The sequence below is a fragment of the Micromonospora sp. RL09-050-HVF-A genome (genome assembly GCF_019374995.1).
GTDB lineage: Bacteria > Actinomycetota > Actinomycetes > Mycobacteriales > Micromonosporaceae > Micromonospora > Micromonospora antibiotica.
In genome coordinates this window covers 4765425-4784337 of sequence record NZ_JAGKQP010000002.1, presented here as the reverse complement: position 1 = coordinate 4784337, position 18913 = coordinate 4765425, and the positions used below count along the sequence as shown (strand labels likewise).

The window sequence follows — 18913 nt, the reverse complement described above, 5'->3', positions numbered from 1 at the left end:
CTGTAAGTAGCCAGACGGGAACCTCGCACCATGCGTACGCCGACCCCTCGAACACTCCGCCGACGCCTCCTCGCCCTCACCGTCGCCTCGGCGGCGGTGCTCGCCGTGGCCGCCTGCGGCTCCGACGACTCCGAGCCGGCGGGCAGCGTCGGCGACACCAGGACCGTCGAGCACGCGCGTGGCAAGACCGCCGTGCCGAACAAGCCGACCCGGGTCGTCGTCCTCGAACCGGTCCAGCTCGACACCGCCATCGCGTTGCAGCTCACCCCGGTCGGCGCGGCCGTACTCAACGAGGCCGCCGGCGTGCCCAAGTACCTCGGCGACAAGGCCGCCGGCATCACCACCGTCGGCACCGTCCAGGAACCCAACGTGCAGAAGATCGCGGCCCTCAAGCCCGACCTGATCATCGGCACCGAATCCCGGCACTCCGCCCTCTACCAGCAGCTCACCGACGTCGCCCCGACCGTGTTCATGGCGTCCCAGGCCGACCCGTGGCAGGACAACGTGAAGTTCACCGCCACCACGCTCGGCGGCGCGGACTCCGCCGACAAGCTGCTCACCGACTTCCGGCAGCGGTGCGCGGACATCGCCAGGAAGTTCGGTACCGCCGGCAAGAGCGCGCAGCTCATCCGCCCCCGCGACGGCGTCCTCACCCTCTACGGCCCCACCTCGTTCGCGGGCAGCGCACTGGAGTGCGTCGGCTTCAAGACCCCCGAGCGCGACTGGGAGAACTCCATCTCGGTCGACGTCTCCCCGGAACGGGTGCTGGAGGCCAAGGCCGACCACGTCTTCGTCACCACCGTCGACGTCAACGACCGCAGCACCATCCCCGCCTCGGTCACCGCCAACGCCGCCGCCTTCCCTCGCCTGCACCTCGTCGACCAGTCCTTCTGGATCACCGGGGTCGGCACGGTCGGTGGGCAGGCCGTCCTCGACGACCTCGAACGCATCCTCACCGCGTCGAGTTGACCGCCACCACACCCGCCCGCGCGGTACGGCCGACCACCGGCCGTGCCGCGCGTCGGCGTACCACCCGGCGGTGGCTGGTCGGGGCGGTCGTCGTACTCGTCGGGTCGGTGGTGTTGTCGGTCTTCGTGGGCGCGAACCCGGTGCCCCCGGCGGACGTCTGGGCGGCGCTGCGGGGCGCGGGCAGCGACACCGCGCAGTACGTCGTCTGGGGGCAGCGCCTCCCGCGCACCCTCGCCGGGCTACTCGTCGGAGCCGGCCTCGGGGTCGCGGGCGCGCTGATGCAGGCGTTCACCCGCAACGCGCTCGCCGAACCGGGAATCCTCGGCGTCAACGCCGGTGCCGCCGCGTTCGTCGCCGCCGGCATCGCCTTCTTCGGGATCACCTCGCCGGCCGGCTACATGTGGCTCGCCCTGCTCGGCGCGCTCCTGGTCGCCACCGCCGTGTACGCCGTCGGCGGTGCCGCCGACCTGCGGGCCACCCCCACCCGGCTGCTGGTGACCGGGGTGGCGACCGGTGCCGTGCTCGCCGGCCTGACCACCGGGATCACCCTCACCCACCCCGACACCTTCGACCGGATGCGCGGCTGGAACGCCGGCAGCCTGCTCGAACGTGACACCGCAGTGCTGCTGCCGGTGCTCCCGCTGATCGTGGCCGGGCTGCTCGCCGCGCTGGTCGCGGCCCGCAGCCTCAACGCGCTCGCGCTCGGCCCCGACCTGGCCGCCGCCCAGGGCGTCAGCCTGGTCCGGACCCGGCTGCTCGTGCTCGGTGCGGTGACCCTGCTCGCCGGTGGGGCCAGCGCCATCGCCGGCCCCATCTCGTTCGTCGGGCTCGTGGTGCCGCACCTGGTGCGTTGGGGCGTCGGCACCGACCAGCGCCGCATCCTCGCCGGGTCGCTGCTGGCCGGCGGGATGCTGGTGCTGCTGGCCGACGTGCTCGGCCGGATCGCCGTGCTGCCCAGTGAGATGCCGGTCGGCATCGTCACCGCGTTCGTCGGTGCTCCGGTGCTGATCGCGCTGGCCCGACGCCGACGGGCGACCGCGCTGTGAACCGGCCGGTCCGCCGCACCGCCGGGGGTCGCCGGCTGCTGCTCGGCACCGACCATCGGCACGTGACCGTCGGCGTACGCGAAGCCGCCGTCTGCGCCGCCGCCGCGCTCGTCGTCGCGGCGCTGGCGGTGGTCGGCCTCTGGCTGGGCGACTTCCCGCTCCGCCTCGACGAGGTGCTCGGCGTGCTCGGCGGCCGGATCGGCGGGCTGACCCGCACCGTCGTGCTGGAGTGGCGGCTGCCCCGCATCGCCGCGGCCGTCGCCTTCGGCGCGGCGCTCGGCGTCGCCGGGGCGATCTTCCAGACCATCACCCGCAACCCGCTGGCCAGCCCGGACATCATCGGCCTGGCGAACGGCTCGTTCACCGGCATGCTGACCGCCCTGCTGCTGCTCGGCGGCGGCTGGCACCTGCTGATGCTCGGCTCACTCGCCGGTGGCCTGCTGGCGGCGCTGGCGATCTACCTGCTCGCCTATCGGGACGGGCTCTCCGGGTTCCGGTTCATCGTCGTCGGGGTGGGCGTCTCCTCGATGCTCGCCGCCACCAACACCTGGCTGCTGCTGCGCGCCGACCTGGAGACGGCGCTGTTCGCCGCCGCCTGGGGCGCCGGTTCGCTCAACACGGCCACCGCCGACGTGGTCTGGCCGGCCGCCGCGATCATCCTGGTGCTGCTGGCCGTCACCCCACTGTGGGCGGCGGCCCTGGCCCAACTGGAACTGGGCGACGACGTCGCCGCCGCCAGCGGAGTCGCGGTCGACCGCAACCGCGCAGTCCTCGTGGTCATCGCGGTCGCCCTGGTCAGCGCCGTCACCACCGTCGCCGGCCCGATCTCCTTCGTCGCCCTGGCCGCCCCGCAGATCGCCCGTCGTCTCGTCCGGGCACCGGGCCTGCCACTCGCCGCCACCGCCGGGGTCGGGGCGTTGCTGCTGCTCGGCGCCGACCTGATCGCCCAACACGTGATCCCGCTGACCGTGCCGGTGGGGGTCGTCACGGTCACCCTCGGCGGCGCGTACCTGCTCTGGCTGCTCGTCCACGAGATCAGGAGGACCCGATGGTCGACCAGCTGACCGCGCGGCTGCGGGCCGAGAACGTCACCCTCCGGTACGACCAGCGGACCGTCAGCGCCGACCTGTCGTTCGCCGTGCCCGACGGCTCGTTCACCGTGCTCATCGGGCCCAACGCGTGCGGCAAGTCGACGCTCCTGCGGGCGCTGTCCGGGCTGCTCCGCCCCGCCGAGGGTCGGGTCACGCTCGACGGATCGGACCTGGTCACCCTGCCGGCGAAGGAACGCGCCCGCCGGCTGGCGCTGCTGCCGCAGACCATGACCGCGCCCGAGGGGATCACCGTCCGCGAGCTGGTCGGGCGGGGCCGCTACGCCCACCAGCGGGTGCTGCGCCGCTTCTCCCACGCCGATGAGGAGGCCGTCGAGTCGGCGCTCGACTCCACCGGCACCACCGAGCTGGCCGATCGGCGGGTCGACGAACTCTCCGGCGGGCAACGCCAACGGGCCTGGATCGCCATGGTGCTCGCCCAGGAGACACCCCTCGTCCTGCTCGACGAGCCCACCACCTACCTGGACGTGGCACACCAGATCGACGTGCTCAACGTGCTGCACCGCCTGGTCACCCGGGGACGCACCGTGGTGGCCGTGCTGCACGACCTCAACCACGCCGCCCGGTACGCCACCCACCTGGTCGCGATGCGTGACGGCCGGATCGTGGCCGAGGGGCACCCGGCGTCGACCGTCGGTGCCGGGCTCGTCGCCGAGGTGTTCGGGATGCCGAACCAGGTGGTCCCCGACCCGGTCACCGGAGCGCCCATGGTCGTACCGGCCGACACCCGGGAGCCGGCCGCCGGCTGAGCCGTCGGCTGACAGCGCCGCCGGGCTCCGGCCCGGTCCACCACCCCGTCCCGGCACGTCCGCTCCCACGCGAGGCGAAGGCCCCGTTGCTGGCAGCCGCGTTGGTACGATCACGGGCTACGCGTAGCACCCCCTTGCGCGGTGGAGGAGTTGAGGCGATCCGGCAGGGCGCCTCTCCGGCCGCCCGAGAAGACAGGGCAGATCGAGCGATGACCACTGTGGTGCGGCACCTCATCCGACTGCTGACGCGCCGGCCCCGGCGGCTGCCTTGACGACCGTCAACCGGATCCATCGGGCCGCGCAGATCCGCTTCGCTCTGGCCCTGCTCGGGGAGAGGAACGGGCATCACGATTTTGAGCAGATCTGCTTTCACCTGACCCGCGAGTTCATCGCCCCGAATGTTCGGATCTCCACCGGCCCGGTCAGCGCCGGCGGGGACCAGGGGCGCGACGGCGAGAGTTACTGGAGCGAGACCTCCTCCTCCGACGGGGACCTCGCCTTCTGCTGCACGATCCAGAAGAACGACCTTTCGCGAAAGGTCAAGAGTGACGTCAAAGGAGCATGCACCACCGGACGACCGGTGCAACGGGTGATCTTCTTCCTGGCCCAGGGAATGGAGATCGCCAAACAGCACCAACTCCAGGAATGGGCACGATCCGCATACGGCATCGATCTGCAGATCTGGGACGGGCCACACATCGCCGACCAACTGGCCAGGTCGAGGACGATGGACGACGTCGTCGAGTCCTATCTGAAAATCGCGTCCGAGTCGGGCGTCCGCCGTTTTCTGAAGTCCCCCACCGTCCGCGCGCTACTACTACTCCTGCTGCTGCTGCTCGCAGCTGTCATCGTCAGGCATCAGCTGCCCAGGCACTACTCCCTGGTGTACGAGAAGCGCCGCCTCACGGCTGTCGCCGGCCGGTGCGCCTCCGACTGGAGGACGAAGAACACGGCGACCCGGTCGACGGTCGACGCGGACCGTCCAGCCGTGACACTCGCTACGGGACCCACCGGGGTGGGCACCTCAAGCGACGCCCGGGACCTCGCCTTCTACGACTACTGCGACGAGGGCACGTTGCGGATGATCTTCTATCTGGGCATGGCCACCGTGCCGCACGAACCCTCGACGGCGCAGGAGTGCGACGAAGCCGCCCCGTCCGACAGGAAGATCAGAGTCGTCGAACCACGGTCCGGCCTCTGGCTCTGCACACGTACGGACGACGACGCTCTCGCCCTGGTCGAGATTCGCACCGTCACCTTCGACCCGCGAGTGTCCGGGTTCCAAGCCGATCTCTGGCTGACACTGTGGCGGTGACCGCCGGGTGCCGGTCACGGCGGTGCGGGTGACGCCTCCTGCGCGCCCAGCCGGAAACCGTGCACCCAGGACACCGCCTCCATGAGATCGTCGGCGGTCATCGACTTCAGCATCGCGTCCCGTGTCCGCGCCCGGACGCCGGCAGGGTGGTACAGCTCATCGCCCAACCACCGCGCCGCCTCCTGCGCGCGGGAGGTGCGCACCCGGCGTACCTCGTTGAAGTGCAGGAGGCGGCCCGGGATCTCGTCGGGGTCGCACCTCAGCGACCGGGCGAGGACGACGGAGTCCTCCAACGCCAGCGCGGCGCCCTGGGCGGCGTACTGCAGCATCGGGTGGGCGGCGTCGCCGATCAGGACGACCCGCCCCTGCACCCACCGCGCCACCGGCGGCCGGTCGCACAGCACCCACCTGCGCCACCGTCTGCCGAGGTGCAGCAGCCGGCGTGCCTGCCCTCCCGCCTCCGGGAAGGCGGCCGGTACGAGGTGCTGGTCGACGGGTTCACCACTGACCGCCCGGGTGGCTCCGTCGTCACGAACTGCGGCGATGTTCAGCTCCCGCCCACCCGCTATCGGGTAGGAGACCAGGTGCCAACCTTCGCCCGCCCAGAGGGACACCGCGTTCCACCGCAGTTCAGCGGGGACGGAGCTGGTCGGGACCACGGAGCGGAAGATGGTGTGCCCGGTGACCCGGGGCTCACCGTCACCGACGAGCTGGTGCCGCACCCGGGAGCGGATCCCGTCCGCACCGATCAGGACGTCGCCCACCACCTGTTCACCGGAGGCCAGCTCGCAGACGACCGACTCGTCGGAGGTGCGGTACCCGACCACGGGGCTGTCGGCTCTGAGCCGGATACGTTCCTCGGCGCGGCACGCGGCCAGCAGCGGCGCGTACAGATCACCCCGATGGACCACGGCGTACGGATTACCGAATCGTCGCCGGTAGTCGGCCCCCACCGGCAGAGTCACCAGTCGTTCCCCGGACCGGCCGTCTCTGAGGACCAGTTCGTCGATGTAGACCGCCCGCGACCGCACCTGATCGCACACACCGAGCAGGTCGAGTGCGTGGAAGGCGTTCGGGGCCAGTTGAATTCCGGCTCCGAGCTCGGCGAACTGGGCGTTGCGCTCGAAGACCTCTATCTGGTGCCGGCCCTGGCGGGACAGCCCGAGGGCCACGGCGAGCCCGCTGATGCCGCCACCGGCGACGAGAATTGTGGACACTTTGCCCCTCGGCGATGAAATCGGTGTCATCCACGTGACGTGTCGACGGCGGCCAGTTCGTGCACGGATCCGGACAGCACGGACGTGGCCATCTCAGCCAATATGGAGGTGCCGTCCGTGCTGAGCACCGACTCAGGATGGAACTGCACCGACCGGAAGTGTGGACCGACGAACCCGTGCACCTCACCGGTCCGCGGGTCCCGGCTCACCGCCACCGGCCCCACCCCGGCCGGCCACAGATGGTCGTCGGCGCTGCGGACGGCGAAGGTGTTGTAGAACCCGACCCGGACCCGCCGGCCGAAGAACTCGATGTCCCGCTGGACGCCCTGGTTGGGTCGTCTGCGTCGCACCAGGTCGAGCCCGAGAAGCGAACCGAGGACCTGATGGCTGAGACAGACCGCCAGGAACGGCGTACCGGCGTGCAGCAGGTCCCGGATGCGGGTGTGCAGACGGTCGATCCGTACGTCGTCGCGGTTGTTCGGGTCGCCCGGGCCCGGCCCCATGACGACCAGGTCGGCCTCTTCCCGGGGGAACGGCTCCGTGGCCCCGCACAGGGTCACCTGTAGCCCGAACTCGCGCAACTGATGGGCCAGCATGGCGGTGAACGAGTCCTCCGCGTCCACGATCACCGCCCGCCGCCCCACGAGCTGCGCGACCTGCGGCACCCTGGTGCGCCCGTCCCGGTCATCGAACCAGAAACGCGCCAGGTCGGTGTTGCGCGCCGCCAACGCCGCCTGTACCGCGGGGTGACCCGCGAGGCTCGACCTGGCGGACGCCGTACGGTCGGGCCCGGGGGCCACGCCGAGTCCACGCAACACACCCTGCGCCTTGGCGTGCGTTTCGAGAACTTCCAGCCTCGGGTCGGAGTCACGCACCAGCGTCGCACCGACCGTGATCCGTAGTCGGCTGTCCACGATCTCGACGGTACGCAGCAGGATCGCCGAATCCAGTGAGCGACCGCCGTTGACGTCCCGGCTGAACAGTGCCGCCACGCCGCTGTAGTAGCCCCGCCCGTCGGGTTCGTAACGCCTGATCACCCGGCAGGCGTTCGCTACCGGACTGCCCGTCACGGTCGGCGCGAACATCGTCTCGCGGAGAGCGTCCCGCACGTCGAGTGACGTCGACCCCTCGATCAGGTACTCGGTGTGCGCCAGGTTGCCCATCTCCTTCAGGAAGGGACCCACCACCCGCCCGCCCCGGTCGGTGACCCGGGCCATCGTCTTCAACTCCTCGTCCAGGACCATGTACAGCTCCCCGGTCTCCTTGCGGTCGGCCAGGAAGTCGAGCACCTCGGACAGCGCCGGTCCACCGGGCCGGTAACGCAGGGTCCCGCTGATCGGGTTCATCATCGCGGTGCCGTCGAAGAGACTGAGGTGTCGCTCCGGTGTCGCGCCGACGAACGTGCGGGAGCCGGTGTGGATGACGAACGTCCAGTACGTGCCACGCTCGTCGGCCAGCAGCCGGTTGAACACCGTGAGCGCGGTCTGGACGGGCGAGCTGCGCAACGGCGCGGTGAGTGTGCGTTTGATGACGAAATTGGCACCCGTGCCGTGTCCGATCTCGTTCACGAGCACCCGGCGCACGATCTCCGCGTACTCGTCGTCCTCGATGTCGAACTGCGGGGTGCCGAGGTCTATCACGCCGTCGGGCAGCAACCTCGACGTGGCCGCCACCGAACCGACCGCCTGCTCACGGATGGTCATCGCGACCAGCGGGGCACCGTCGTCGTGGCACTCGAACCCGGTCTCGGTGAGCTGCCGGTACGGCACCATGGCCAACAGGTCGTGCCGGGGCTGTCCTGGCCCCGTCAACCGGGGCAACGGCAGGTCGGCCAGCGTACGCACGCACCCGACGTCACCGACGAGCAGCTCGACCCGGCGACCCACGGCCTCCGGCCGATGCAACAGGGCGAACGCCGGCGGCTCCGCCCCCAGCACCTGATCCATCAACCGGGCGAAACGTCCATCGTCGAACGGCATAGCTCCCCCTCGATAGGGTTGACGGATTCTGCGGGCACCGACCGCTGGCCCAGCTCGGCGAGGACGGCCTCGGTGGAGAGCACGACGGCGCACCGGTCGGCCGCGTACCGCAGGGCCATCCGGTGGTGTTCAGCCGAGAAGTCGGCCACCGCATCGCCGACGAGGAACGTCTCGATGTCGTGGGAGTACGCCTCGACCGCTGTCATCAGGCATCCGACGTGCGCGTACACCCCGCACACCAGCAGCTGGTCCCGCCCGACGTCGCGGAGGTGATCCAGTAGTGCGGTGCGGTGGAAGGCGCTGTAGCGCCACTTCGTCAGCACGGTGTCGCGCTCACCCGGGGCCAGTTCGTCGCTGATCTGCCGGTCCTGTGCGGTGGCGGTCATGCCGGGGCCCCAGAAATCCCGCAGCAGTCCGCGCTGGACCTGCGTCATGTCCCCGGGCTGCGCGGTGTAGACGACAGGCACCGCGAGCTGTCGACAACGGCCCAGCAGCGCTGCGGTGTTCGCGATCAGTGCCCCGCCGGGCTGACCCGAGGCCGGCAACGACCTCAGGAAGTAGCGCTGCATGTCGTGCACCAGCAGCACGGCACGGCGCGGATCGGGCCGCCAGCCGGCCGTGTTGGCGGGTAGTTCGCAGGGGTCCGGCATCGCGTACGGCGTAGTGGTGGTGTCCAAGTTCATCTCCCTGGTCCGGACGGGTCAACGCCCGAGGGCGGCGCCACCGTCGACGTAGAAGTCGTGCATCGTGACGTTGGCCGCTTGGTCGGACAGCAGGAACATCACGGCGTTGGTGACGTCGGCGACGGTCGTGAGGCGGCCGAGCGGGATGCCCACGCGGTACTCGGTCGGGACACCGGCGACGGACACGGACGTGCCGTCACCACCGCCCCACAGTCCCCGCAGCATCGCCGTGTCGGTGGAGCCCGGGGCGACCACGTTGCAGCGAATGCCGCTGCTGGCCAGTTCGAGCCCGAGCGTCTTGGTGTAGGCGGTCGCCGCCGCCTTCGATGCGGCGTAGGCGGACATCCGCACCCTGGGTACTCCGGCCGCGTTCGAGGCCACGGTCACGATGCTGCCCCGTCGGCGCGGCGTCATCCGCCTGGCGACGGCCGTCGACATGAGGAAGACACCGCGGGCGTTGACCGCGAGGGTGTCGTCCCAGTCCCGCTCGGTCAGCTCGACCGCGGTCGCCGCCCGCAGCACCCCGGCACAGTTCACCAGGAAGACGACGGGGCCCAGTCGCTCCTCCACTGCGGCCACCGTGTCCTCGACCTCGACCGCGGAGCGGACGTCGGCGGTGAATTGCGTGACGGTGCCGGGCACGTCGTCGCGGGCACCGAAGAGCGCCGACAGGCGGTCACCGTCGACGTCGAGGGCCGCCACCGAGGCACCGGCCCGGCAGAGGGCGGAGACGACAGCCTCCCCGATACCGCCGGCCGCACCCGTGACGATGGCGACTTGACCTCGGAACTGATCCTCATACATGAGGGCTGGTCCTCCAGAGTGGGTCGATTCCACGGCGGAACGGACGGGACGCCGTCGCCTTTGACCGGGCCGGCGGGACGGTGTCGGGGTGCCTCAGCACAACTTCTCCACCACGTCCACGACGTCGGCCGCTGACGGCATGGTCATGATCTCCTGGGCCAACACCGCCGCACGTTCTCGGTGGATCGGCTGGTGGAGCAGTTGGTCGACCCCGGCCGCGATCGCCTCGGCGGTGTCCTCGCCCGGCAGGAGCATGACGGCCGCACCGGAGTCGGCGAGACGACGCGACGGCGCCAGGAGTTTGGGCATGTTCGGTATCAGCAGCTGCGGCACGGCGCATGCCATACCGGTCAGGGCCGTGCCGCCGCCACCGTGGTGCACCAGCACATCGCAGTTGCGGGCCACCACGTCGAGCGGCAACCAGCCGGCCCGCACACCGAGCCGTTGCGACAGCTCGTCGCTGACCGCTGCCGGCGTCGCCACGACGACCTCGGCCCCGACCGTCTTCACCTTGCCGACGAGGTCGACCAGGTAGTCGAAGAAGTTGCCGCGGGCGACCTTCGTACCGGCTGTCACCACGATGCGGCGTTGCTCGCCCCGGACGTACATCCACGGCTCCAGTGGGCGCTGCATGTTCGTCGGTGCGAACCGCATCGGCTGGGCCGGGCCGGCGTCGGCCGGACGCAGGCTCGGCGGGCAGATGTCGATCCAGAGGTCGGCAACGGGAAGCCGGGCCAGGCCGAGGCGCTCCAGCTCCGGGCGTAGTTCCCGTTCGGCGGCCGAATCCACGACAGGTGGTTCACCGGTGTCCCAGGAGTGCCGCACGTAGGGTACGCCCAACCTGCTGGCGAGCAGCGGCGCCGCGAAGGTGAGCATGCCGCCCACCACGACGTCCGGTCGCCATTGCGCAGCGAAGTCGAGCAGCGGGTCGATGCAGGCCGCCGCCAACCGGCCGAAGGCATGACCGATGTAGATCATGTGAGCCTCCGGATCGGTCGGTTCCGTGATCGCAGCGCCGGAGCGATCGGTGGTGATGTGGTGGCGGATGGGAACCGGTGAGACGCAGAGGCCCGGCAGGCCGGCGCCGACGATGGCGGGCAGCGTCTCCTCAGTCGAGGCGACGATCACCTCGTGACCGGCGTTGCGCGCGGCGGTGGCCAGCGGCGTCAGCGGAAAGACCGTGGCCGGGCTCCCACCCGTGACGAACAAGAAGCGCATGACGATTCCTCACGTTTCGTTGACGGGGATGAGCGGGCATGCCGGGCGCGTCGGCTACGACGGTTCGACCCGGACGGCGGCGTCGGTCTCGATGCGCTTGCCCTGCGGCGGTCGGCCCCACCGGCGCATCGCAGGTGACTCGACGAGGCGGTGGAGAAGAACGGCCAGGCCGAGGCTGAGAAGGAAGGCGAGGGCGACGAAGAGCAGGCCGGCACCCCGTCCGAGGTCACGGTCGAAGCCGATGCCCGCCCGCATGACGACCAGGACGATCTCGTGCACCAGGTAGAACGCGAACGACGCCTCCCCGAGCCGACGCATGACCGGGCTGCTCAGCCACGACCGGCCCTCGCGGTCGTCGCCCACCGCCAGTGCGGGCACCAGCAGCGCCAACGGCACGATGAGGACCGCGTTGACGGTGTACGTCATCGGGACGATGAGGCCGACCAGGTAACCGACGACGGTCAGCGCGAAGGCGACGCCCCGCCCCGGGCCCACCCACCGACCGGTCAGCACGATCCTCGCCATCAGCATCCCGAGTACGAAGTCCAGGAGCCGCACCGGCGGAAAGGCGTAGAGGAACCACATCTGGTCGACGGACTGGTCGGCCAGCACGGTGCCGGCGAAGCCCTCCGGGAACCGCGGTGACGCCGGCAGCAGCGACCCGAGCACGGGCAACGCGATCACCGTACCGGCGACGCCGGCCGCACACGCCCACAACTGCCCGGCCCTGATCCGGGCGAGCCGGGGCAGCAGCAGGGGGAACATCGCATAGAAGAACAACTCGCAGGACAGCGACCAACTGGGGCCGTTCACACTGAGAAAGACGTCCGGCTTCGGCACCCATGCCTGCAACAGCAGCAGATTGAGCAGCGCGGTGGACCACGGTGTGGAGGCGGCGGCGAAGACGAGCATCGCCAGCCCGAAGGTGACCGCGTGGTTGGGATAGATCTTGACCAGCCGTCGCCGCAGGAACCCACGGTACGTGTCGTCGGGCCGGGCGGACCAGGTGAGGACGAAGCCGCTGAGGAGAAAGAAGAAGGAGACGCCGACGGTGGCGGCGCTCTTGGTCGCATAGGTGAGCGCACCGGAGACACCGGTGCCATCGGCGAACAGCCGCAGTGTCGCCACGTGAAACAGGAACACCATCGACGCGGCGACGAATCGCGCGCCGGTCAACGATTCGAGGCGACCACCGCCTGGCCGCGCAGCACCACTAGTCAACGGATCTCCTCAGTGAACGCCGAAGTGAGGACCGACCGACCACATTCGGTCTCTTCCGGCCGACCCGGTCGGGGCACGGTCTCGACCATGGTTCGACGCGGTTGGCTGTACAGGGCGTACGACCCCGGCGGACCGCATCAGGCGGCCGGTGCGCGGGGCAGGCGGCAACAGTGCCGACGGTCAGCCGCGCTGGTATTCCAGAATCGTGATGACATCGAACCGCCGGCGACCGGGGGCGATCGGTGGGCGGCTCACGGGTAAGGCTGCCAGACCGCCGCCGACCGGTACAGGCGCGCATCTGACCATTGCCGGTCGTGGCCGGATGCGGACATTCTCACCATGTCGCGGGCGACAGCGGCACGATCGGGGTGCCGCGCCCACTGCCTGGCGACTCCCGGTTCAGAGCGAGGTCCCGCCGGCGACCTCGATGCGCTGACCGGTGATCCAGCGTGCGGCATCGGACGCCAGAAAGGCGACCACGTCGGCGACGTCGTCCACCTGACCGATCCGGCCGAGCGCGGCCTTCGACGCCAGCTCCGCCGCCGTTCCCGGCTGCCGCAGGCGGTCACCGTGAAACTCCGTGTCGATGAGGCCGGGAGCGACGCTGTTCACCGTGATCCCGCGCGGACCGAGCTGCTCGGCCAGTGCCTGACTGAAGACCTCGAGTGCCCCCTTGCTCATCGCATAACCGACGATCTCGGGGTGCGCCACCCGGGTGGCCAGCGAGGAGATGTTGACGATCCGACCCCCGTCGCGCATCAGGGGAAGGGCCCGCTGCGCCAGGAACACCGGGAGACACACGTTGATCGCGAACACCCGGTCGAGCTGTTCCGGGACGAGTTTGGCGACATCCGCCCGGCAGCCCACCCCGGCGTTGTTGACCAGCACGTCGAGCGCGGTGTCGCCGGTGTGGTGTCGGAGACCCGCTGCCAGTCCGTCGAGGAGCACGTCCAGACCCGAGTCGTGGGCGAAGTCGGCACGGACGGCGAACGCCGTCCCACCCCGGTCACGTATCAGGTCCACCGTCTCCGCAGCCATCGCGTCGTCGCGACGGTAGTGGACGGCGACCACGGTCGTCGCCGTTGCGAGCCGTACGGCGATGGTCCGGCCGATCCCGCGACTGGCGCCGGTGACGAGCACAGCGCGCGTGGTACCTCTGTCCATGTCTTCTCCCAGAGCTGTCGTCGACGATCGGTTACGACGGAAAGTCCAACAGGCCCTCGATACGGCCGGCCACCACTCCGGCCTCGAAGCGGCTGCTGGTGCCCAGCCTCCGCAGCAGCGCGGAGACGAGCCGCCGCAGGGTGCGGGCCGACAGTTGCAACTCGCGGGCGATCGCGGTGTCAGGCCGGCCACGTGCCCACAGCCGCAGGATCATCAGTTGCTGCTCCGTCAGGCGCAACGGGCTGTCGACGAGGTCGGTGGAGGTGTACCGGGCGATCGGGTCCCGATCGTCGGGTGCGACGCCCGGCGTCATGGCGGTGGGGCTTTCCGTGGTGGTACTCCAGCAGAACTCGAAGACGCGTCGCAGCAGCGCGACGACAGTTTCCTGTCGTACGAGCAGGTGGCCGGAAATCCTATTGCCCGGACCGGTCGGCCAGATCAGGGCAAGATCGTCGTCGACGACCAGGAAACGGAACGGAACGAGCTGTGTGCTGCGCACCTGCACGCTGACCGAAGCCATTTTCTGCAATGGTCCCGCGATCCGTGCGGCGCCGACGGAGGTATTCTGTCGGATCACTCGGATCACCAGCCCGGCATCAATGCCCGTACGGTGGCGATTCACGGCGTCGGTGACAATCTGCTGGGCCGGTGCCGGCGGATCCATCCACATCATCTCACCGGCGGCGTGAACCGCAGCGTTCTTGAGCAACTCTTCCATCCGCGACCAGCCCGCCACCTCTTCTATACCGGTGGCGCCTGCCGTGACCGGCCATCCACATGTCGCCAGGGCCGCGACCTTCGCCCGGACCGACCGGATCGCAGCCGCCGCCCCGACCTGCGCCTCTTCGTGCCGTTCCAGCAGGTCCAGCAGGGCCTCCAAAGGACGTCGATCGTCCTTCACGGTGAGAGGGCACATCGAGCCACCTCTTCCTCGTTCCATTGTCCGCCCGGGGCCACGGCCGCTACGGGCCACAAATTGGTCTACATGAGTCGCCGTAACTTTGACAAGCTGTCGTCAACGACTGGAGGACACCGCCGAGAAGAGTCGGTACGGTGCAGTTGGCGAAGAACTCCGCCGCATCAGGCAATCCACTCGGGCCATGATCGAAATCACCTTGCCCGGAGCACGTCGATGTTCAACAGCCACCCGGGACGCAGCTGTCCGGCAGTGACGCCGACCAATCGCCGCTGACCGAACCCGCACTGGTCCCACGCACCCGGGCGAGGGCGCACCGGGTGTCGGGACCACCGGAGACACGGCGGACGTCGAGCCAAGATCAATCGACTTCTCTCGATCACGCGGCCCGCGACGTGACCGGGTGCGCAACAGCCCCACCGAAACGGTCGAATGGTGCCGACAGAGTCGGTGCCGGCGGAAACAACTGGTGGCGATTCACCACCGACCATCTTCTCCTGGAGAGGTTGAAATATGCGCGGTATCGTTCTCGCCGGCGGCTCGGGTACGCGGCTGAGGCCCGCAACCAAGGCCCTGTCCAAACAGCTGCTGCCGGTCTACGACAAACCCATGATCTACTACCCGCTGTCCGTTCTCATGCTTACCGGCATCCGGGACGTCCTGATCATCTCCACCCCTGACCACCTGTCGCTCTACCAACAACTCTTCGAGACGGGGGCGGAACTCGGACTGAATATCGAGTACGCCGTCCAGGAAAGGCCGGGCGGCTTGGCGGAGGCATTTCTCCTGGGCGCCGACTTCATCGGCGACGAGAACGTCTGCCTGGTGCTGGGCGACAACATATTCCACGGCACCGACCTGGGCCCGCTGCTTCGGGCAGAAGCCGAGCAGGTGTCGGGCTGCACGTTGTTCACCTACCCCGTCTCCGATCCCACCCGGTACGGAATCGCCGAACTGGACCGCGACGGGCGCCTGGTCCGACTGGCGGAGAAGCCGATTTCCCCGTCATCGAACCAGGCGGTCACCGGCCTCTATCTCTACACTCCCGACGTCGTGGATCACGCGCGGGCACTCGCACCCTCCGCCCGCGGTGAACTGGAGATAACCGATCTCAACAATCGTTACCTCGGTGAGGGGCGGGCCAGAATCGTCGGTCTCGGACCGGAAGCGGTCTGGTTGGACACCGGCACGCACGACAGCCTCCTGGCCGCCGGGAACGTCGTGCAGTTGCTCCAGCACCGCAACGAGCCCGTCGCCTGCCTGGAGGCGATCGCCTGGCGAATGGGTTTCATCAGCACCCGGCAGATGGTCCGGTTGACGAGGAACTATCCCGAGGGCAGTGCCGTGGCCACCTACCTGGCAGGGCTGCTCGCCCGGGAACCTCTCGGCTTCGAGGCCTTCGCCTGACCCGCAGCACGCCCCGCCGCTGCTGGCGCGTGGGGACGTCGGGGCGACCCCGGCGCCGACGCCACCGCCTGCCAGGCAGCCGGCCCGGCGGTGGCGCAGCCGGCCCGGCGGGAGCGCAGCCGGCCCGGCGGGAGCGCAGCCGGCCGGCGAACATCCCGGCCCGACCCGGGCAGACCGTCCAGCGCGCACGTCCAAGTGCGGAACTACGCACTCGCCCACCCGAAGAGTCCTGTCATCGATCGCTCGACGACGGCGATCAGCACGACGTTCAGCAACTGAAAGGAGTCTGCCGTGACCGAGAAGGCATTCCGGTACGACGTCCTCGCCGACGACGAGATCCGCGTGCCGGACGGATTGCGCGACGTGTGGCGGGGATTCAAGGAACCGCCGCACCAGCAACCGGTCTGGCGCAACCGCCACCTGCTCGAGTGGGCCCGCGCCACCCTGGCCTGGAGCGCACCGCTGGTCACCTCGCCTGAGGTCGAGGAGCTGAGTCGCCTGCTGGCCGAGGTCGCCGACGGCCGGCGTCGCGTCCTGCAGTGCGGTGACTGCGTCGAGGATCCCCGGGAGGCCACGGCCACGCACGTCCGCGACCGGATCCGTCTGATCGACGAACTCGCCGCCCTGATGACGGCTGGTTCCGGGCTACCGGTCCTGCGGGTCGGACGACTGGCAGGTCAACTGGCCAAGCCCCGCTCCGAGCCGTTCGAGCGGGTGAACGGTGTGGACCTGCCCGCCTTCCGCGGGGCGCTGGTGAATCGCCCCGGGCACACCATGGCGGACCGCTCCCCGGACCCGGTGCGTTTGTACCACGGATATCGGATGTCTCGCGCCGTGCTGGCGCATCTGGAGTTGCTGGGCCGCCACCCCGGGCAGGCGGGTGTCGACCCGGTGTGGACGAGTCACGAGGCGCTGCTGCTCGACTACGAGATTCCCCTGCTGCGGCGGGCCCCCGGCGGCAGTTCGTTGCTGGCCTCGACACACTGGCCCTGGATCGGTGAGCGCACCCGGCGTCATGACGGGGCCCACGTCCAGGTGATGGCGGCCGTCGACAACCCGGTGGCATGCAAGGTCGGCCCGGGAATCAGCGCCGGTGAACTGCTCGAGCTGTGCGCGAAGCTCGACCCGCAGCGCCGTCCGGGCCGGCTCACGCTGATCGCGCGGCTCGGGGCGGGCCGGGTGACCGACACACTGCCGCCGCTGGTCCGAGCCGTACGCCGGGCGGGGCATCCGGCAATCTGGCTCTGCGATCCGATGCACGGCAACACCATCCGTAGCCCCAGCGGTCGCAAGACGCGCTCCGTGGCCGACGTGGTCGCCGAGGTCGAACGCTTTCAACTGGCGGTCCTCGCCGGGAAGGGCGTACCCGGGGGACTCCACCTGGAAACGACACCCAACACCGTCGCCGAGTGCGTACCGGTCGCCGGCAACGAACCGGCTGGTCCGTTCACGACCCTCTGCGATCCACGGCTCAACGGGGACCAGGCCGCCCGGGTGGTGTCCGCCTGGCACGCCTGAGGACCGCGTACGCCCGTCCGGCTCCGCAGCCGGGCCTGCTCGTCGCGGCACCGGGTGGGCAGCCGGTCCGGTGTCCGTGGACACCGGTGACCGGCTGCGCCACCCGGCCGCCCGGCTCAGCTCACGACCGGCTTGCGCCGTGCCGGGAGGAACATCGCGGGCACCGCGGTCAGCACCACGACCCCGACGACCACCCAGAAGGTGGCGTGGAAGCCGCCGAGCTCACTGCCCTGCTGCCGGGTCAGCGGTTGCAGCAGCAGGGCGACTGCCGCGGTGCCCACCGCGCCCCCGATCTGCTGGATGATCGCGTTCGCCGTGGTGGCGGCCGGGACGCGCTCCTGGCTCAGGGAGTGATAGAGCGTCAGCATGGTGGGTGACACCACGAAGGCCAGGCCGATACCACGGACGAACAGCGCGGCGACGATCAGCCACTGCGCCGATCCGGGTTCGGCGAAGGCCAGGGGGACGGTGGTCACCGCGACCACCGCCAGCCCGCCGAGGACCATCACCCGGGAGTTGTGTTTCAGGTCCACCATCTTGCCGACGACCAGCACGGCGACCAGCATCCCGGCGCCTTGTGGAGCGAGCGCCAGGCCGGCGTCGACCGCACCGCGGCCGTCGCCCTCCTGTAGGAGCAACGGGACGAGGAAGACGACGGCGAACAGGGCCGCGTTGTTGAGCAGGGTGATCGCCGTCGAGGCGGTGAAGGCGCGATCCCGGAACAGGTCGAACTCGACGACTCCGGTACGCGTGGCGCGGCTCGCCCGGATGCCGTGCCAGGCCAGCGAGACCACGCTCAGCAGCAGCGGTGCCCAGACCCGCACGGCGGTGGGTGGGGTTCCGTCGACGAGCATGCTCAGCCCGTAGAGCAACCCGGCGATGCCCAGACCCATCGTGACGAGGCCGAAGACGTCGAGTCGTGGCGCGTCCTGCCCCTTGCGGTTGGGCAGGTGGCGAGCGGACAGGATCACGGCGACCAGCACGATCGGCACGTTGACCAGGAAGGCCCAGCGCCACGACAGGCTCTCGATCAGGACCCCGCCCACCACGGGCCCCAGAATGGGTGCCATCTGCACCGGAATGGCGATGACGGCCATGGCGCGGCCCATCCGCTCCCGTCCGGCGATCTCCACCACGAGGATGCGCATGAGCGGGAACAGCATGCCCGCGCCCAGGCCCTGCACCACGCGGAAGAGGATGAGGCTGCCCAGCGACCAGGCCAGCCCGCAGGCCAGGGAGCCGACCAGGAAGACGCTCAGCGAGGCGACCCAGGTCGCTGCCGAACCGAAGCGCTGTGTCGCCCACCCGGTGGCGGGGATGACGACCGCCATCGCCAGCAGATAGGCCGTGGAGGCCCACTGCGTCTGGGCCAGGGTGGCGGAGAACGCAGCCGACAGGCTGTGTACGGCCACCCCGATGATGGTGCTGTCCAGCAGCCCGACGAATCCTCCGAGGGCCAGGAGCATCACCTTGCCCAGTAGCGCCCGGTCCAGGCTCGGTGGCGGGCTCTGATCTGTCGTTGCCTGGTCCGTACTCATCGTGTCTCCTCGTCGGGACGGGTGACCTGCCGGATGAAGGTCTTCTTCACCTCTCTACCT

General features: G+C 70.0%; 16 protein-coding genes. 7 read left to right on the top strand and 9 right to left on the bottom strand.

Annotated features, from left to right (window positions below):
- The first annotated feature begins 30 nt into the window (after positions 1-30).
- The 5 genes from J7462_RS21125 (at position 31) to J7462_RS21105 (ending at position 5188) form a co-directional block, all read left to right on the top strand.
- On the top strand, positions 31-969 hold the full coding sequence (locus J7462_RS21125; protein WP_219465673.1) for an ABC transporter substrate-binding protein: 939 nt from the start codon (positions 31-33) through the stop codon (positions 967-969).
- The gene (locus J7462_RS21120) at positions 966-2015 is read left to right on the top strand and encodes an iron ABC transporter permease (protein WP_255597821.1); all 1050 of its coding nucleotides are present in this window, start codon (positions 966-968) and stop codon (positions 2013-2015) included. Before J7462_RS21125 ends, J7462_RS21120 begins: the two co-directional genes overlap by 4 nt.
- Positions 2012-3079, top strand: coding sequence for an iron chelate uptake ABC transporter family permease subunit (locus J7462_RS21115; protein ID WP_219465671.1), 1068 nt, complete (start codon positions 2012-2014; stop codon positions 3077-3079). Before J7462_RS21120 ends, J7462_RS21115 begins: the two co-directional genes overlap by 4 nt.
- Positions 3076-3873 (top strand): ABC transporter ATP-binding protein, encoded by a 798-nt coding sequence (locus J7462_RS21110; RefSeq protein ID WP_219470567.1) that lies wholly within the window; start codon positions 3076-3078, stop codon positions 3871-3873. Before J7462_RS21115 ends, J7462_RS21110 begins: the two co-directional genes overlap by 4 nt.
- 268 nt (positions 3874-4141) lie before the next feature.
- The gene (locus tag J7462_RS21105) at positions 4142-5188 is read left to right on the top strand and encodes a hypothetical protein (RefSeq protein ID WP_219465669.1); all 1047 of its coding nucleotides are present in this window, start codon (positions 4142-4144) and stop codon (positions 5186-5188) included.
- Between the two features lie 14 nt (positions 5189-5202).
- On the opposite strand, the gene J7462_RS21100 is transcribed toward J7462_RS21105, so the two are convergent.
- From J7462_RS21100 to J7462_RS33385, 8 genes are all read right to left on the bottom strand, one after another.
- A complete protein-coding gene (locus J7462_RS21100; protein WP_219465667.1) occupies positions 5203-6405 on the bottom strand; it encodes an FAD-dependent monooxygenase in 1203 nt (400 codons plus the stop codon).
- Positions 6406-6431: 26 nt separating this feature from the next.
- Complete coding sequence (locus J7462_RS21095) at positions 6432-8384, bottom strand: chorismate-binding protein (protein ID WP_219465666.1); 1953 nt, start codon at positions 8382-8384, stop codon at positions 6432-6434.
- Positions 8351-9061 (bottom strand): isochorismatase family protein, encoded by a 711-nt coding sequence (locus J7462_RS21090; protein ID WP_305072054.1) that lies wholly within the window; start codon positions 9059-9061, stop codon positions 8351-8353. The genes J7462_RS21095 and J7462_RS21090 overlap by 34 nt, the downstream gene beginning before the upstream one ends.
- A 24-nt stretch (positions 9062-9085) precedes the next feature.
- Positions 9086-9871 (bottom strand): 2,3-dihydro-2,3-dihydroxybenzoate dehydrogenase, encoded by a 786-nt coding sequence (locus tag J7462_RS21085; RefSeq protein ID WP_219465662.1) that lies wholly within the window; start codon positions 9869-9871, stop codon positions 9086-9088.
- 93 nt (positions 9872-9964) lie between these two features.
- Positions 9965-11089: a glycosyltransferase gene (locus tag J7462_RS21080; protein ID WP_219465660.1), complete on the bottom strand. Its 1125-nt coding sequence runs from the start codon at positions 11087-11089 to the stop codon at positions 9965-9967.
- A 54-nt stretch (positions 11090-11143) separates the two neighbouring features.
- Positions 11144-12265 (bottom strand): acyltransferase, encoded by a 1122-nt coding sequence (locus tag J7462_RS21075; protein WP_219465659.1) that lies wholly within the window; start codon positions 12263-12265, stop codon positions 11144-11146.
- A 444-nt stretch (positions 12266-12709) separates the two neighbouring features.
- Complete coding sequence (locus J7462_RS21070) at positions 12710-13474, bottom strand: SDR family NAD(P)-dependent oxidoreductase (protein WP_219465658.1); 765 nt, start codon at positions 13472-13474, stop codon at positions 12710-12712.
- 31 nt (positions 13475-13505) lie between these two features.
- Complete coding sequence (locus J7462_RS33385) at positions 13506-14375, bottom strand: helix-turn-helix transcriptional regulator (protein WP_219465656.1); 870 nt, start codon at positions 14373-14375, stop codon at positions 13506-13508.
- 528 nt (positions 14376-14903) lie between these two features.
- Here J7462_RS33385 and rfbA point away from each other — a divergent pair.
- Positions 14904-15797: a glucose-1-phosphate thymidylyltransferase RfbA gene (gene rfbA / locus J7462_RS21060; RefSeq protein WP_219465654.1), complete on the top strand. Its 894-nt coding sequence runs from the start codon at positions 14904-14906 to the stop codon at positions 15795-15797.
- Between the two features lie 291 nt (positions 15798-16088).
- On the top strand, positions 16089-17315 hold the full coding sequence (locus J7462_RS21055) for a 3-deoxy-7-phosphoheptulonate synthase (protein ID WP_219465652.1): 1227 nt from the start codon (positions 16089-16091) through the stop codon (positions 17313-17315).
- Positions 17316-17431: 116 nt separating this feature from the next.
- Here the strand turns inward: J7462_RS21055 and J7462_RS21050 are convergent, their stop codons facing one another.
- Entirely contained in the window at positions 17432-18853 is a 1422-nt protein-coding gene (locus J7462_RS21050) for an MDR family MFS transporter (protein WP_219465650.1), read from the bottom strand.
- Positions 18854-18913 lie beyond the last annotated feature (60 nt).

Excerpts from the sequence above, each read along its gene's own strand:
- J7462_RS21080 (WP_219465660.1), bottom strand. The coding sequence starts at position 11,089 with ATGCGCTTCTTGTTCGTCACGGGTGGGAGCCCGGCCACGGTCTTTCCG.
- J7462_RS21085 (WP_219465662.1), bottom strand. The coding sequence starts at position 9,871 with ATGTATGAGGATCAGTTCCGAGGTCAAGTCGCCATCGTCACGGGTGCG.
- J7462_RS21125 (WP_219465673.1), top strand. The coding sequence starts at position 31 with ATGCGTACGCCGACCCCTCGAACACTCCGCCGACGCCTCCTCGCCCTC.
- rfbA (WP_219465654.1), top strand. The coding sequence starts at position 14,904 with ATGCGCGGTATCGTTCTCGCCGGCGGCTCGGGTACGCGGCTGAGGCCC.
- J7462_RS21095 (WP_219465666.1), bottom strand. The coding sequence starts at position 8,384 with ATGCCGTTCGACGATGGACGTTTCGCCCGGTTGATGGATCAGGTGCTG.
- J7462_RS21050 (WP_219465650.1), bottom strand. The coding sequence starts at position 18,853 with ATGAGTACGGACCAGGCAACGACAGATCAGAGCCCGCCACCGAGCCTG.
- J7462_RS21070 (WP_219465658.1), bottom strand. The coding sequence starts at position 13,474 with ATGGACAGAGGTACCACGCGCGCTGTGCTCGTCACCGGCGCCAGTCGC.